Consider the following 14,180-nt stretch of genomic DNA (forward strand, 5'->3'; position numbering starts at 1 on the left):
CGACCCGTGCGGGTGACCCTGCCCCGTAGCGCTGGCCGGACCGCCCGGGCCCCGGCCATCATCGGCTCGGGCGCCTCCGCCGAACGGCGGAACTGCTGCCGCTGAACGTACGTCACATCGGCGTGGAGGTTTCGCCGCCTCCGCAGCGGGCTACGGGATCAGCAGGGAGGGGGGAACGATGACCGGACGGCACAGGCGTCTCCAGGAGAGCTTGCAGCACGGCCTGCACAACGGCACGGCCCGCCGAGCGCTGCTCGCGACCGTGCCCCTCGTCGGTGTCGCGGGCATCACGACCGGCCTGCTGCTCGGCACCGGCGACGGTGAGCACCTCGGATCCTCGCTGCCCGGAGCCGCATCCGCGGCGACGCCCGCTCTGGGGTCACTCCCCGGCGGTGGCGACGTCGCGCTCGGCGTCGTCGCAGGCGCCCAGGACGCCACGAACGCCCACCAGCAGCGTGCCGACGCCTCCGCCGACCACGTCGAGGCCGTCGTCGCCCAGGTGCGTCAGGACGCCGCCCAGCGCTCCGCCCGTACCCGCGCGGCGGGCGACGAGGCACTGGCCGCCTATCACCGGGAGATCGCCCGGCAGCCGTCCCGCACAGCACCGGCCGTCCCCTCGCCGCGCACACCGGAACCGGCGGGCGTGCCCGCGCCGCGCACGTCGTCGGACTCCGGATCGTCGCCCGATTCCGGATCGTCGCCGGACACGCGTTCCGGGGACCGGCCCGCCGGGACCCCGCAGCAGCGCTCGGCCACGCCGTCCCCGGCCGACGACTCCGGCTCGGACGCCGGCCCGGGCTCGGACCCCGGCACGCGGTCCGGGGCCGGCGACGGCACCTGCTCCGGGGACGGCCTGCAGGTCGGCCCGGTGTCGGTCGGTGGCTGTGGCGACCCGTCGGACACCGGGGACCCGGACGGCTCGGGCTCCTCGGACGGGCCCGGCTCCGCGGTCGGCTCCGACGGCTGGATCGCCGGGCAGATCGCCGACGCCCAGCGCTCGGCCTTCGAGCACAGCGGCCACGACGTGCGCGACCACTGAGCAGCTCACCCCAGGCAGCTCACCCCAGGCAGCTCACTCCGGCCGGCTCACTCCAGTACGGTCAGGCCCAGCGCGGTGCACACCGCGGCGGCCTGGGCGGGGGAGACGACCGCACCCCGCAGCTCGGCCGGGGTGTCGGCGGTGATCTCGCCGAGGTCGCTGGTGCGCAGGTCCGCGCCGTACAGCCGGGCGCCGTCGAGCCGGACGCTGCGCAGGTTCGCCCCGGCCAACGAGCCGCCGGTGAGCTGCAGCCCGGCCAGGCCGGTGTCGTGCAGGTCGGCTTCGTCGAGGGCCGGGCCGGTCACCGGCGTGCCGGAGCGGGCGGCCGCGGCGAGGTCGTCGGGCCGCACGGTCAGCGTCGGGCGAGCGGGCTCAGCGGGCCGAACGGCACGCACCGCACCGGGGCCGCGTGCGCCGGGTCGAGCGCGTTCTGGATGTGCTGCAGCGTCACCGGGTCGTAGGAGACGGCGATGTGCTCGGCCACGTCGGTGGGGCAGCCGCGCTGCAGGACGATGTTGCGGGCGCCGTCGAGCAGGCCCGAGGTGTAGGGGATGACCACCTCGTCGAACCGGGTGATGATCATCGTGTAGGTCACGCCGGGGACGGCCGGGCCACCGCCGGAGCTCATCTTCTTCAGGAAGTCCGAGCCGCGCAGGAACTGCCGGCACGACGTGCAGTACGGGTCGAGCGTGGCGGCCAGGGCCGGGTCGAGGCCGAGCCCGCGCGCGGTGCGGTTGAGCTGGTCGACGCCGTAGAGCCGGGTGCCGTCCCACAGCGGGGTCATGCCGACGTAGCGGTCGACGTGCTTCGCCCCGCCGAGGAACTTGATGTAGTAGTTCGGCATCAGCGAGCCCTCGGAGTGCCCGACGATGTCGACCTTCTTCGCGCCGGTCGCGGCGAGTACCCGGTCGACGAACCCGCCGAACTCGCGGGCGCTGTCCTCCATGGCCGTCAGCCCGCCGATGCCGCGGAACGCCGCGGGTACCGCCGGGTTCTGCCCGTAGGTGAGGGCGAAGACGCAGTAGCCGCGCTGCTCGAGCGCCGGGGCGATGTAGCCCCAGTTGTCGCCGCGGTTGGCGGTGAGCCCGTGCGCGAGGACGACGGGGTTGGGGTGCTCGGCGCCCGGCCGGCAGTTCCAGTCGTTGGCGCCGGGCGGGGAGGGGTTGAACGGGTCGTCGCCGGGCAGCGGGGCGGGCGCGGCCGGCGCCGGGACGGGAGCCGGCACCGCAGGCGGCTCGGCCGCGGCCGCCGGTGTCGTGAGTGCCAGGCTCGCCACGGCCGTCACCAGCGCCATCGCGCCGGTCGTCGCCCAGCGTCGTCCCATGTGTGTGCCCGCCTTCGGCCGTTGTCGATCACGCTCCGTCGGCTGATCAACGACGCTTCGTGCGGGCGGGATGCGCCCCGATCGGGCGTGCCCGGCGGACGGACCGGCGGGGCGGCGAGGCCCGGCTCAGCCCGGTTGCGGCGGGTTCGGCGGACGGCCGCCGCGGCGCATGTTGCCGTTGGTGGTGCGCCGGGTGGGGTCGATGAGGCGCTTCCACTTGGCCTGGGCGGCCTGCCGGCTCGACATCTGCGCCTGCACGGCGTCGGCGACCTGCTGCCAGGTGAGCCCGTCCGAGCGCAGCGTGCGGATCAGGTGGCGCTCGTAGACGTCGGCCAGGCGCCGGGTCTCCTGGACGATCGCGTACCAGGCCGCGGCCGCGTCGCGGGTCAGGCCGCCGTCGGCGGCCTCCTGCTTCAGCTGTTCGAGCTGCTCGGTCGGGGCCGCGCGCCGCTTCGCGATCTGCGGGTCGGCGCGCTCCAGCCAGCGCTGGGCTTCCTCGAAGTTCATGTCGTCCCTCCATCCACCCAGTCAATGTTTCATTGACGCCAGCGAAAAGTCAACGAAGCGGCGACCCGGCGCGTCGCCCCGGCCGCGACGGGACTGGCCCGGCAGCACCGATCCGTACCCCGCCGGCCCTGGGGAGGGGAGTGGCGCCCGGACGGCGCTGCGAGGGGGTGTCGTGCCGTACCCTCGCGGTCGTGAGCTCGTCGACCGCGCCCTCCGGAGCCGCCCTGAGCTGGGCGGAGGCCGTCGAGAGTGCGCTGGGCAACCTGGCCGTGGACGGCCTGGAGGTCGAGGACGAGGGCCGGGCGATGCTCGCGGCGATCGCCCGGGAGGAGCTGACGCCGGACGAGGCGGTCAGGCTGACCCTCGAGTACTTCCGGACGTGACCCTCGATCCCTATCTGGATCTCGAGCACGGTGTCCTCCGCAACCGCCTCGGCCTGACCGACCCGGACGTGCTCGCCCGTGCGGAACGCCGGATCAGCTCGTTCCGTGTCGCCCAGCTGGACAGCGACCCCGTGCTCGGTCGGTTCGCTCTCCCGCACCTGGGCCCGGATCGCCCCGGACGCCAACGCCGCGGCCTCCCGTGCCGCCGCCGGCGGGGACCCGGAGCCGCTGCGGTCGCTGCTCGACGTCGCGGTCGTCTGACGACGGAGTCTCCTGAAGCGATGCCTGGCAACGCCGCGACTCTACAGTCAATGTTTCATTGACGCCGTCATTCGGTCAACGGAACGACGACACCGAAACCCGGTCACGACGCCGGAAGCCGGCCGGGCGAGGGGAGGGGCACGCACCGGCAGGCCGGACGCGACAGGGCCGCGCGATCCTGTGACCTGCACCGGCCGCCGTCGACCTGGGGGAGCGGGGCCGTCATCCTGGTGGGCATGGCCGATGACACCCCCACCGGCGACCAGCCGACCGGCACCACCCCCGCCGGTCCGACCGCCACCCTCGACCCGACGAGCACCGACCTGCCCGTCACCGTCTCCTTCACCCGCCGTGCCGACCCCGCCCACACCACGGAGATGACCGCCTGGATCCGCTCCGGCCTGCTGATGGCCGAGGGCTTCCCGGGGTTCCTCGGCGGCGGCTGGGTCCGCTCCCGCGACGGCTCCGACGAGTGGCACATGCTCGCCCGGTTCGCCTCGCACGACGCCCTCGCCGGCTGGGAGGCGAGCCCCGAGCGGCGCTGGTGGCTCTCGTCCGCCGACGGCCTCGCGGAGATGACCCGCACCGAGCGGCGTACCGGCATCGAGGGCTGGTTCGACCCACCGGAGCAGGTCGAGACCGCGGGCCCGGCGCCGGTGACCCCGCCGCGCTGGAAGCAGGCGACGACGATCTGGCTGGTCTTCTTCCCGCTGAACCTGCTGTTCACGGTCACCCTGGGCACGCTGATCGCGGACTGGCCGGTCGTGCTGCGGGTCGCCGCGACCACGCTGCTGCTGACGCCGCTGATGACCTACGTCCTGCTGCCGTGGATCACCCGCACGCTGGGCTGGTGGCTGCACGGGCGCCGTTTCCGCGACCGGCACCGGCACCCGGCCGGCTGATCACCTCGCTGCGGGGGCGCGTCCGAGGTCACATCGGGCTCCTCGATACCGTCGTTCGGTGCTCACCTCGGATCCGGTCACGACGGAGCGAGCCCCGACGACGACGGGGCGTGTCCGCACGCGCCGCTACCTGGCCGGCGTACTCGGGCTGATCGCGTTCGTGCTCGCCGTCGCGGTCCCGTTCCTGCCGGTGGTGCAGCACGAGAACACGATCGTCTGGCCGTCGGCGCAGACCGGTACCCGCGACGTCAACGCGCCGCTGGTCGCGCTGCGGCCGCAGTCGATGTCGGTGGTCGTCCCGTGCGCGGCGATCACCAGCCTCGACGACCGCAGCCCCGGCGCGGCGACGGTGTTCTCCTCGGTCCCTCCGGAGTCCTCCGAGGGCGCCCGGCTCGGCATGACGCTGACCGTCGACAACGGCCAGCTCACCCTGCTCAACCGCGGCATGGAGCTGACGAGCGCCCCGCTGCGCCGCGACTGCACGGTCTCCATCCGCACCGACGGCGTCCAGACCGTGGCCGACCTGGGCATCGGCGCGCAGACCTTCGCCGCCGACATCCGCCCGCAGTCGGTCGGGATCTACTCCGACCTCGACAGCGCCAAGGACCCGACCAGCGGCACCGCGGTCCGGGTCACCCCGGACACCCGGTGGGACACCAGCCCCAGCTTCTGGAAGACCGCCGTGACCGTCGCCGCCACGGTCAGCCTGGCCGGGGCGCTGTGGGCGCTGGCCGGGGTCGACCGGCGCCGGGGCAGGCGCCCGCACCGCGCCTTCCGTGAGCACATCGGCGGCCTGGTCGCGGGCCGCTGGCCGCCCCGGCTGCGACGGTGGTGGTCCCGGGCCCGGCCCGGCGCGGTGGACGTGCTCGTCGTCGGCGTGCTGCTGGTCTGGATGGTGATCGGTGGCCAGACCACCGACGACGGCTTCACCCTCGGCATCGCCCGCGACGTCCCGACCTCGGGCTACGTCGGCAACTACTACCGCTGGTACGACGCCGCCGAGGCCCCCTTCGGCTGGTTCTACGACCTCTACGCCTTCTGGGTGCGGGTCTCGGACTCGCTGCTGTGGCTGCGCCTGCCCGGCGTGATCATGGGTATCGCCTCGTGGTGGCTAGTCAGCCGCGGCCTGCTGCCGCGCCTGGGTCGCCAGGCCCGCCGCTCGCACGCGGCCACCTGGGCCGCCGCGTCGGTGTTCCTGGCGTTCTGGATGGCCTACAACTCCGGGCTGCGGCCCGAGCCGGTCGTCGTGGTGTGCTCGCTGCTGTCCCTGGTGTCGGTCGAGCGGGCGGTCGCACTGCGCCGGCTGATCCCGCTGGCGCTCGGCCTGATCGCCGCCACCCTGGCCATCGGCGCCAACCCGGCCGGGCTCATCACCGTCGGGCCGTTCCTGGCCGCGGTGCGGCCGCTGTTCCACCTGCTGCGCGACCGCTGCCGCACCGAGGGCACGCTGACCGTGCTGGCTCCGCTGCTCGCATCGGGGTCGGCGATCCTGATGGTCGCCTACGCCGACCAGTCCTGGGCCGCGGTGTCGGAGTCGACGACGCTGCGCGAGGACATCGGGCCGAACTGGCCCTGGTACACCGAGGTCGCGACCCGCTACGCCCCGCTGTTCATGGGCGGCGCGGACGGCTCCATCGCCCGCCGGTTCCCGATCCTGCTGGTCATCCTGTGCACGCTGGCCTGCTTCATCGTGCTCGTCCGCAAGTCCCGCATCCCCGGGGCGGCGCTCGGCCCGGCGCAGCGCCTCGTCGCGTCCACGATGATCTCGTTCGTCGTGTTCGCGCTGACCCCGACCAAGTGGACCCACCACTTCGGTGACCTGGTCGGCCTCGGCTCGGGCATGATCGCGCTCGCCGCGATCGCCACCGGCACCGATGCGCTGCGCTCGCTGCGCAACCGGCTGGCGTTCCTGTCCGCGGTGCTCGTGGTGGCCGCGCTGTCCTCGGCCGGGCCGAACATGTGGTGGTACACCAACAACTGGGACGTGCCCTGGAACAACGGGGTCATCACCTACAAGGACTACGAGCTCTCCACCTGGCTGGTCGGGATCGCGTTCCTGCTCGCGGTGTGGGCCGCGATCGAGCACCTGCGCGGCATCCGCGAGGAACGCCACCCCGACCAGCTGGCCTGGCTGCATCCCTGGATCGAGCGGCTGCCCGTCGTCGGGCCGTGGTGGGAGAAGCACGAGAACCGGAACTGGAACTTCCCGGCGCTGCGGGCGACCCGGGCGCTGCGGCTCACGTCCGCGCCGCTGGCGCTCCTGTGCCTGCTGCTCGTCGGGTTCAACCTGTACTCGGTGACCGAGTCCATCGACGCCCGCGCCGACACGTGGTCGATGGGGGAGGACGCGCTGACCCACCCGTTCGGCGGCTCCTGCGGTCTGTCGAGCCGGGTGTTCGCCGAGCGCCGCCCGGTGGACGGCGTCCTCGATCCCGCGCCCGAGCCGACCGGTATGGCCCCGCCGGCACGCCCGGACCTGCTGCCGAAGGTGGCGCAGCCGCCGAAGCCGGGCTCGAAGAGCAAGCCCACCCCGCTCGCGCCCGGCACCGTCCCGGCGAACAGTCCCGACGCCCAGCTGCTCGTCCCGACCAGCGGCGGCTCCGGCTTCAAGCGCGACGGCGTGCCGCCCACCGGCGGCGGCAGCGGCGTCTCCGGGTACGAGTACGTCCTGTCCGGCGGCCTGGGCGGCGACTCCGCACCCGCGTTCGGCAGCTACGACAAGTCCGGGAAGACGACCGGCACCTTGCGCACCGAATGGTCGAAGCTCACCGACGGCCAGCGGGCCGGGACCACACCGCTGGTCCTGACCGTCGCCGGCCGCCTCGGCGGCGGGAACCGCCTGACCATCCAGTACGCGACGACCCTCGCCGACGGCCGCGTGCGCGTCGTGGCCCAGAACGTGGTCGACGACGGCCGCGGCGACGAGGGGCCCTGGCGCGAGATGCGCTTCGACCTGCCCGAGGAGGCCCGCACCGCCACCCAGGTGCGGCTCGTCGCGCAGGACAACTCGCTCGGTGCCGACGGCTGGCTCGCCGTCGCCCCGATGCGGGCGCCGCAGCTCGCGCCGCTGTCCCGCCTCGTCGGGGACCAGCCGATGTTCCTGGAGTACCCGGTGTCGCTGGCCAGCCCGTGCCTGCGCCCGTTCACCACCAGCGGCGGGATCGCCGAGATCCCCGCCTACCGGCTGCAGGCCGACGGCAGCCGCATGCGGTTCGACGGCGAGGGCTGGTCGTCGCCGCAGGCCGGCGGGCCGCTGGGCTGGATCCAGCTGATCGGCAAGCAGACCGAGCTGCGGACCTACCTCGACGGTGACCCGACCCGCGACTGGGGCCGGGTGCAGTCGATCTCGCCGTACCGCCCGAAGGCGGCAGAGCCGACGCTGGAGCGCCGTGACGTCGAGCGCTCCGGCCGGTTCAGCCCCGGTCCGCTGCCCGCGCCGCCGCCCGGCATCCCGTCGCCGGAACGGTAGCCGCGCCCGGAACAACGAGGACGGGGCGCGCGACCACCGGTCGCGCGCCCCGTCCCGTCTGCCGCGGGCTCAGCCGCTGAAGTGGATCATCGGGACGCCGGGGTCGTCCTCGGAGTCCCGGGGGGACGGCTGCTCGGCGGCGGGGGCCTCGGCGGCCTGGAAGGGGGAGGTCCGGGTCGGGCCGGTGCTCTCGGGCTCGGCCTGCGCGGGCTCCGCCTCTGGAGCCGGTTCAGGCTCCGTCTCGCGAGCCGGTGCGGGGGCCCGCTCGGCCGGGACCGTGGGCAGGGCCCCGGGGCGTCCCGCGCGGTAGGCGTCGAGCACCTCGGCGGGGATCCGGCCGCGGGCCGAGATCGGGTACCCGTGCTCGCGGGCCCACTCCCGTACGGCCTGGTTCTCCTTGCGGGCCGCCGCGTCGGTGCCCGGCCCGCCGGTCTCGACCGCCCGCGTCGAACGCTGCGCGCGGCCACGGGCACGCCGCGCGCCCGGGGTGTCGGCCGGGCGGGCGACGGCCAGGAACGGTGCCAGGTCCGCCCGTAGCCGCTCGGCGTTGGCCGCAGACAGATCGATCTCGAAACGGCCGCCGTCGATCCCGATGACCACGGTCTCGTCCGCGGTGCCACCGGTCAGGTCGTCGACGATCCGGGTCGATTCGACAGATGCCACGTGGGTCCCTTCATCGTTTTCCGGCGCCGACTCGCGGAGCGGTCTCCGCCGAGCATATCGACGCCGGAATCGTGTGGGGAACGCCCGTGCAACATCGATTCAGAGCCGCGGTGACCGCCGGTCCGGGCCGGGCGGGCCGGGACGGGTCACCAGGTACCGGCCACCTCCGCGGCGCGGTCCCGCGCTGCCGATCCGCATCGCGAGTGCCGCAAGGAACACGACCAGGAGTACCGCGACGACCACGTCCATGGTGTTCTCCTCCCCGGTGAAAACGCGTGTGACGACGATAACGGCGCCGCGAACAGGGGGACGCATATTTGAGGCACTCTTGACCTGGGTGCAGCGGCGCACCGGACCCGTGGTCGGATGGCCGGGTGCGTATCGGTATCGACGACCTGTCCGGCACGGAGATCGCCGACTTCCTCGCCGGTCACCTGGCGGACATGGCCCGCCAGTCGCCCGCCGAGAGCATGCACGCGCTGGACCTCGACGGTCTGCGCGAGCCCTCGGTGACGTTCTGGACCGTGCGGGACGGCGCACAGATCCTCGGGTGCGGCGCGCTGTCCGAGCTCGCCCCGGACGCCGGCGAGGTCAAGTCCATGCGCACCGACCCGCGGTTCCGCGGACGGGGCGTGGCCGCCGCGGTGCTGGAGCACCTGATCACCGAGGCCCGTCGCCGCGGTTACCGCACGCTGAGCCTGGAGACCGGCGCGCAGGACTTCTTCGCCCCCGCCCGGCGGCTCTACGCCCGGTACGGCTTCGTCCCGTGCCCACCGTTCGCCGGCTACGCCGAGGACCCGAACAGCGTGTACCTGAGGCTCGAGCTGTAGCCCGTCGGCTCAGGAGGTCGGCGGGTCAGGAGGTCGGCGGGTCAGGAGGTCGGCGGGTCAGACCTCGTCGACCGACCAGGACGGGGCGGCGTCGCCGTCGCCGTAGTCGAGGGTGACCCGCAGCGCGCCGGCGGTGCCGTCGAGCTCGCCGTGGCTGACGTAGACCAGCCGCCGGTCGGTGGTCTCCTCGATCTCGGTGCGGGCCGCGTACAGCCAGGGGTGCCTGCGCCGCAGCCCGATCAGCTCCTGGTGCAGTGCGAGGACGTTTTGGTCGGCGTCGGCGGGCAGCTCGCCGTCGACCGGGAGCTCCGGGCGCACGGCGTCGTCGCCGCCCTCGCGCTCCTCCTTGAGGCCCTGCTGGGCCCACTCGTCGCCGGCGTAGACCGAGGGGGAGCCCGCGACGGTGCACAGCACGACGACGGCCAGCGGCAGCTGCCTGCGGTCGTCGAGCACGGTGGCGAGCCGGGTGACGTCGTGGTTCCCGACGAAGGTCTGCGGCACCGACCCGGCCTCGACGAACCCGTCGTGGCGGGTCAGGGCCCACGCCAGCTCGTGCGGGTTGTGGTCGTTGAGGCTCGACCAGACCGCCTTCCACAGCTCGTACTGGGTGAGCGCGTCGATCGTGGTCGCGGCGGTGATCGCCGGGTGGTCGCCGTGGATGACCTCGCCGAGGAACCAGGCGTCGCCGAAGTGCTGCCGCACCCGGGGCAGCACGTCGGCCCAGAACTCGTCCGGGACGGTGTAGGCGGCGTCGAGGCGCCAGCCGTCGATCCCGCGCTCCAGCCAGTGCTCCATGATCTCGACGACGTGGTCGCGCACCTCGGGCCGGGAGTGGTCCAGCGCGAGCAGCCCGCCGTGCCCCTCGAACGTCGCGATCCCGCCGTGCTCGTCGCGGCGGAACAGCGCCGCCTCCGGCCCGTCCGGGTTCTCCCGCGCCGCGACGGCCCACGGGTGGTCCGGGGCGACGTGGTTGAACACGCCGTCGAGAAGCACCCGCAGGCCCCGCTCGTGCGCGGCGGCGACCAGCTCGTCGAACGAGGTCTCGGTGCCCAGGCGCGGGTCGATGCGCAGGTGGTCGACGGTGTCGTAGCCGTGGGTGGCCGAGGCGAAAACCGGGCCGAGCAGCAGACCGTTGGTGCCGAGGCGCTGCGCGTGGTCGAGCCAGGGGACCAGCCGGCGCAGGTCGTGCAGCGCGCCGTCGGGCTCCTTGTCCCCGGAGGGGAACGCCCCCGTCGCGCCGAGGGGATAGACGTGCCACCAGATGGCGTGGCGGACCCAGTCGGGTGTGCTCACGCGGTCCAGCGTGACCCATGCCGCCGGGTGCCTGCGCCGCGGGTGCCCTGTGGCCCCGCCGACACCGGCTTGCGGGCGCCGACGCACCGATGATCATCTGGAGGTCCGAACCCTGGCGACGACGCCGCTTCCCGTGACGCGGGTCTCGCCCCGCCGGTCACCCCTGAACTACTGTGAAGGACGGCTGTGACGTGCGGCACGACGATGGGGTCACCGAATGACGGATGAGGGCGAACTGGTCAACGCCGTCCTGCGCCGGAAGCGGACGGTCGAGCTGGCCCAGCGGATCCACGCCGCGCACCGCGCGGAGGTGGAGGAGCTGCGCACCGTCCTGCACTGGTACCCGGACCCGGAGACCGCGGGGCGGCGGATCGAGGTCAGCGTCGCGGGCGGCGAGCAGGACGCCGAGCTTCAGCTCGTGGCCAGCGCCGACCCGGACGCCGAGACACCGCCAGGGCTCGGCATCTGGCGGCTCGCCGTGGCCGCGCACCACCGGACGTCGGGGTCGGCGGTCGCGCTCGGCAAGGGGGAGGGCGACGGCTGGGCCCGTGCGGTGTTCGGCTACGAGTGCGCGCCGCTGGTGTACCGGCGTTCCGACGGCGGGTCGCGGCTCTTCCGGCGCCCGGCGGTGGCCGAGCACTACGTCGTCTACCACGGCGAGTACGGCCCGGTGCACCCGTCGGACGTGGCGTCGGTGTCGGCGAAGGCGCGCACCCGCGGCACCCGGGCCGAGACGACGGAGCGGCCCACATCCTTCTGAGGGACACGGGCCGCTCCGGTCACGCGGGGCTCAGAGCTTCCAGGAGCGCAGCCACACCGTCTCCGGCGCCTGGCTCAGGGCCGACAGCGCGTCGTCGGGCAGGACGCGGTCGGTGTCGGTGAGCACGTAGGCGAGTTCGCCGCTGGTGGACAGCGACTGGCCGAGCACGTTCACCCCGGTGTCGGCGAGCAGCTTGTTGATCGTCGCGAGCACGCCGGGGATGTTGCGGTGCAGGTAGGCGAGCCGGAACGCGCTGTCCGGGCTCGGGGCCGGGACCTGCGGGAGGTTGACCGACAGGGGAGTGGCTCCGGTCGTGACGAAGTCGATCAGCTTCGTCGAGACGAAGTGGCCGATCTCCTCCTGCGCCTCCTGCGTCGAGCCGCCGATGTGCGGGGTGAGGATGACGTTGTCGAGCCCGCGCAGCGGCGAGTCGAACGGGTCGCCCTGCGCCTTGGGCTCGGCGGGGAAGACGTCGACGGCGGCACCGGCGATGTGCCCGGACAGGATGTTGTCGCGCAGCGCCTGCTCGTCGATCACCATGCCGCGCGAGGCGTTGATGAACATCGAGCGCGGCTTCATCATCGCGAACTGCTCGGCGCCGAACAGGCCGGCGTTCCCGGGGCGGCCGTCGACGTGCAGGCTGACGATGTCGGCCTGGGCGAGCAGCTCGCGCAGCGAGCCGACCCGGCGGGCGTTGCCGTGCGCGAGGCGGTCGGCGGTGTCGTAGAAGATGACCCGCAGGCCGACGGCCTCGGCCACGTTGGACAGCTGGGTGCCGATGTTGCCGTAGCCGACGATGCCCAGGGTGCGGCCGCGGAACTCGTGCGAGCCCTTCGCGGACTTGTCCCAGACGCCCTCGTGCATGCGCTGGGTCTTCTCGGTCAGCCGGCGGGCCAGCACGGCGATCTCGCCGAGGACCAGCTCGACGACGCTGCGGGTGTTCGAGTACGGCGCGTTGAACACGGCGACGCCGCGCTCGGAGGCGGCGGGCAGGTCGACCTGGTTGGTCCCGATGCAGAAGCAGCCGATCGCGTGCAGGTTCTTCGCGGCGTCGAGCACCCGCGGGGTGATGGTGGTGTTGGAGCGGATACCCAGCAGGTCGACGTCGGGGAGCGCCGCGACCAGATCGTCCTCGGACAGCGATCCGGAGCGCGCGTCGACCTCGAAGCCGGCGCGGCGGAACGCGTCGGCGGCGACCTGATGGATGTTCTCGAGCAGCAGAACCTTCACGTCCCCAAACCTACGTGGCGCGGTGGCAGGCGACGGCACGGGTGGGGTGGGGGTCACCGGGGAGCCGCGTCACGCCGGACCTGCCACGGAGGCTCAGAAGGGCAGGGCCCAGCCGGTGATCGAGGGGCCCGGCGACTCCGGGAGCGACCGGTCTGAATTCGACAGATGTCGCGACACACGACCCGGGTAGCGCTACGACTGCTGCTGGTGCGACACGGTCGTCGCGGGCATCGTGGCCCGCATGGTCAGCAGTGGGCAGGGCCGTGTCGGCCCCAAGTCTGCGGTCGCAGGTTCGCAGGCGGTCGCGTCCAGCCAACATGCCGTGGTCACCGACACGATGCTCGAGACCATGCGGGGCGGCGGTAACGCCGTCGACGCGGCGATCGCCGGGTGCATGGTCCAGGCGGTCGTCCAGCAGGACATGACCAATCATGCGGGGACGGTCACCGCACTGGTCTACGACGCAGCCAGCGGCCGGATCCACGAGCTCAACAGCAGCGGCACGATCGTGCCGGGCCTGCCCCGGTTCGCGCCGGTGCCGATGGGGAAGGGCCTGTATGCCCCGGCTCCCGGCGTGCCGATCGGGGTGATCCCCGGTTTCATGCCCGGGATGAAGGCGCTCTACGAGCGGTTCGCCACGAAGCCGTGGTCGCAGCTGTGCGAGCCGGCCGTGGACTGGGCCGAGAAGGGTCACGAGGTGACCTCGTTCGAGCACCTGGTGATGGCCCAGACCGTCGACTTCTTCCTCTACACCGAGTCCGGGCGTCGCCACTTCACCCCGGACGGGCACCTGCCGCAGGTCGGTGACCGCTGGGCCTCGCCCGAGCTCGCCACCACCATGCGCAAGGTGGCCGCAGAGGGCCCCGACCACTTCCTGACAGGGGAGTGGGCCCAGCAGTTCGTGGCCCGGGCCAACGCGCTCGGCTGGGCGATCAAGCCCGAGCACATGACTGCGATCCCGCCGCGCTGGTCGGATCCCTACACCTGGACGCACCACGGCCACACCGTCGTGCAGCAGTCGCCGCCGGAGCGCCAGGGTGTGTTCTGCCAGATCGTGCTCGGCATGCTCGACGAGCTCGACGTCACCTCGCTCGGGCACTGGTGGGAATCGGCGGAGTCGCTCTACTACCTGGCTCACGCGCTGCGGCGGGCCGGGATGGAGACCGGGCTGCTCAACGATCCGCTCCTGTTCGGTGACGCCGGTGCCGCGATGACGGCCCCGGAGATGATCGCCGGTTACGCCCGGATCCTGCGTCACGCCCGCGCGCACACCGACCTGACCCAGCACGTCGCCCTCACCCGTGGCCTGCCTGCGGTGGCGGCCTCCGGTGCCTCGACCCAGCCTGCAGGCAGTTGCGAACTGTCGATCGTGGACCAGCAGGGCAACTGGGTGCAGATGATGAACACGTTGCAGGGCAGCGGGATCCCGGGCGAGGTGATCGGCGGCGTTCCGATGGTGGGCAGCCACTCGATGAACGGCCTCACCTCGTCGATGGAGGGCTGGCACGTCGGGGGGGGG

General features: G+C 73.3%; 15 protein-coding genes. 8 read left to right on the forward strand and 7 right to left on the reverse strand.

The genetic code is table 11. The features are described 5' to 3' along the window. The first annotated feature begins 178 nt into the window (after window positions 1–178). Window positions 179–1,039 carry a hypothetical protein gene (locus tag ACLE50_RS13630; RefSeq protein WP_410943877.1) on the forward strand — a complete coding sequence of 287 codons (861 nt, stop codon included), beginning with the start codon at window positions 179–181 and terminating at the stop codon, window positions 1,037–1,039. Window positions 1,040–1,086: 47 nt separating this feature from the next. Here the strand turns inward: ACLE50_RS13630 and ACLE50_RS13635 are convergent, their stop codons facing one another. From ACLE50_RS13635 to ACLE50_RS13645, 3 genes are all read right to left on the reverse strand, one after another. Then, a complete protein-coding gene (locus ACLE50_RS13635; protein WP_410943878.1) occupies window positions 1,087–1,389 on the reverse strand; it encodes a pentapeptide repeat-containing protein in 303 nt (100 codons plus the stop codon). 2 nt (window positions 1,390–1,391) lie between these two features. Continuing rightward, complete coding sequence (locus ACLE50_RS13640; protein ID WP_410943879.1) at window positions 1,392–2,363, reverse strand: esterase/lipase family protein; 972 nt, start codon at window positions 2,361–2,363, stop codon at window positions 1,392–1,394. A 126-nt stretch (window positions 2,364–2,489) separates the two neighbouring features. Next, the gene (locus tag ACLE50_RS13645; protein ID WP_410943880.1) at window positions 2,490–2,870 is read right to left on the reverse strand and encodes a hypothetical protein; all 381 of its coding nucleotides are present in this window, start codon (window positions 2,868–2,870) and stop codon (window positions 2,490–2,492) included. Between the two features lie 191 nt (window positions 2,871–3,061). On the opposite strand from ACLE50_RS13645, the gene ACLE50_RS13650 reads away from it, so the two are divergent. From ACLE50_RS13650 to ACLE50_RS13665, 4 genes are all read left to right on the forward strand, one after another. Continuing rightward, on the forward strand, window positions 3,062–3,253 hold the full coding sequence (locus ACLE50_RS13650) for an antitoxin VbhA family protein (RefSeq protein WP_410943881.1): 192 nt from the start codon (window positions 3,062–3,064) through the stop codon (window positions 3,251–3,253). A 105-nt stretch (window positions 3,254–3,358) separates the two neighbouring features. Further along, window positions 3,359–3,514, forward strand: coding sequence for a hypothetical protein (locus ACLE50_RS13655; protein ID WP_410943882.1), 156 nt, complete (start codon window positions 3,359–3,361; stop codon window positions 3,512–3,514). 236 nt (window positions 3,515–3,750) lie between these two features. Further along, on the forward strand, window positions 3,751–4,416 hold the full coding sequence (locus ACLE50_RS13660; protein ID WP_410943883.1) for an antibiotic biosynthesis monooxygenase: 666 nt from the start codon (window positions 3,751–3,753) through the stop codon (window positions 4,414–4,416). A 58-nt stretch (window positions 4,417–4,474) separates the two neighbouring features. Then, entirely contained in the window at window positions 4,475–7,885 is a 3,411-nt protein-coding gene (locus ACLE50_RS13665) for an arabinosyltransferase domain-containing protein (protein WP_410943884.1), read from the forward strand. Between the two features lie 69 nt (window positions 7,886–7,954). Here the strand turns inward: ACLE50_RS13665 and ACLE50_RS13670 are convergent, their stop codons facing one another. Continuing rightward, complete coding sequence (locus ACLE50_RS13670) at window positions 7,955–8,548, reverse strand: histone-like nucleoid-structuring protein Lsr2 (RefSeq protein ID WP_410943885.1); 594 nt, start codon at window positions 8,546–8,548, stop codon at window positions 7,955–7,957. Between the two features lie 99 nt (window positions 8,549–8,647). Continuing rightward, the gene (locus ACLE50_RS13675; protein WP_410943886.1) at window positions 8,648–8,797 is read right to left on the reverse strand and encodes a hypothetical protein; all 150 of its coding nucleotides are present in this window, start codon (window positions 8,795–8,797) and stop codon (window positions 8,648–8,650) included. Window positions 8,798–8,922: 125 nt separating this feature from the next. Between ACLE50_RS13675 and ACLE50_RS13680 the strand changes: the two genes are divergently transcribed. After that, complete coding sequence (locus tag ACLE50_RS13680; RefSeq protein WP_410943887.1) at window positions 8,923–9,378, forward strand: GNAT family N-acetyltransferase; 456 nt, start codon at window positions 8,923–8,925, stop codon at window positions 9,376–9,378. A 57-nt stretch (window positions 9,379–9,435) separates the two neighbouring features. Here ACLE50_RS13680 and ACLE50_RS13685 read toward each other — a convergent pair whose 3' ends face one another. Further along, the gene (locus tag ACLE50_RS13685) at window positions 9,436–10,671 is read right to left on the reverse strand and encodes an alpha-amylase family glycosyl hydrolase (RefSeq protein WP_410943888.1); all 1,236 of its coding nucleotides are present in this window, start codon (window positions 10,669–10,671) and stop codon (window positions 9,436–9,438) included. A gap of 217 nt (window positions 10,672–10,888) precedes the next feature. On the opposite strand from ACLE50_RS13685, the gene ACLE50_RS13690 reads away from it, so the two are divergent. Further along, entirely contained in the window at window positions 10,889–11,431 is a 543-nt protein-coding gene (locus ACLE50_RS13690) for a hypothetical protein (RefSeq protein WP_410943889.1), read from the forward strand. Window positions 11,432–11,461: 30 nt separating this feature from the next. Here ACLE50_RS13690 and serA read toward each other — a convergent pair whose 3' ends face one another. Beyond that, a complete protein-coding gene (gene serA, locus ACLE50_RS13695) occupies window positions 11,462–12,661 on the reverse strand; it encodes a phosphoglycerate dehydrogenase (RefSeq protein WP_410943890.1) in 1,200 nt (399 codons plus the stop codon). 322 nt (window positions 12,662–12,983) lie between these two features. Here serA and ACLE50_RS13700 point away from each other — a divergent pair. Further along, window positions 12,984–14,180 (forward strand): gamma-glutamyltransferase (locus tag ACLE50_RS13700; protein WP_410943891.1); only part of this gene is annotated, 1,197 nt, incomplete at its 3' end.

This window comes from Pseudonocardia phyllosphaerae (assembly GCF_046546475.1).
Classification (GTDB): domain Bacteria; phylum Actinomycetota; class Actinomycetes; order Mycobacteriales; family Pseudonocardiaceae; genus Pseudonocardia; species Pseudonocardia phyllosphaerae.

Bases quoted from the DNA above. Each gene is read 5' to 3' on its own strand.
- ACLE50_RS13630 (WP_410943877.1), top strand. From the start codon at position 179: ATGACCGGACGGCACAGGCGTCTCCAGGAGAGCTTGCAGCACGGCCTG.
- ACLE50_RS13640 (WP_410943879.1), bottom strand. From the start codon at position 2,363: ATGGGACGACGCTGGGCGACGACCGGCGCGATGGCGCTGGTGACGGCC.
- ACLE50_RS13645 (WP_410943880.1), bottom strand. From the start codon at position 2,870: ATGAACTTCGAGGAAGCCCAGCGCTGGCTGGAGCGCGCCGACCCGCAG.
- ACLE50_RS13660 (WP_410943883.1), top strand. From the start codon at position 3,751: ATGGCCGATGACACCCCCACCGGCGACCAGCCGACCGGCACCACCCCC.
- ACLE50_RS13675 (WP_410943886.1), bottom strand. From the start codon at position 8,797: ATGGACGTGGTCGTCGCGGTACTCCTGGTCGTGTTCCTTGCGGCACTC.
- ACLE50_RS13690 (WP_410943889.1), top strand. From the start codon at position 10,889: ATGACGGATGAGGGCGAACTGGTCAACGCCGTCCTGCGCCGGAAGCGG.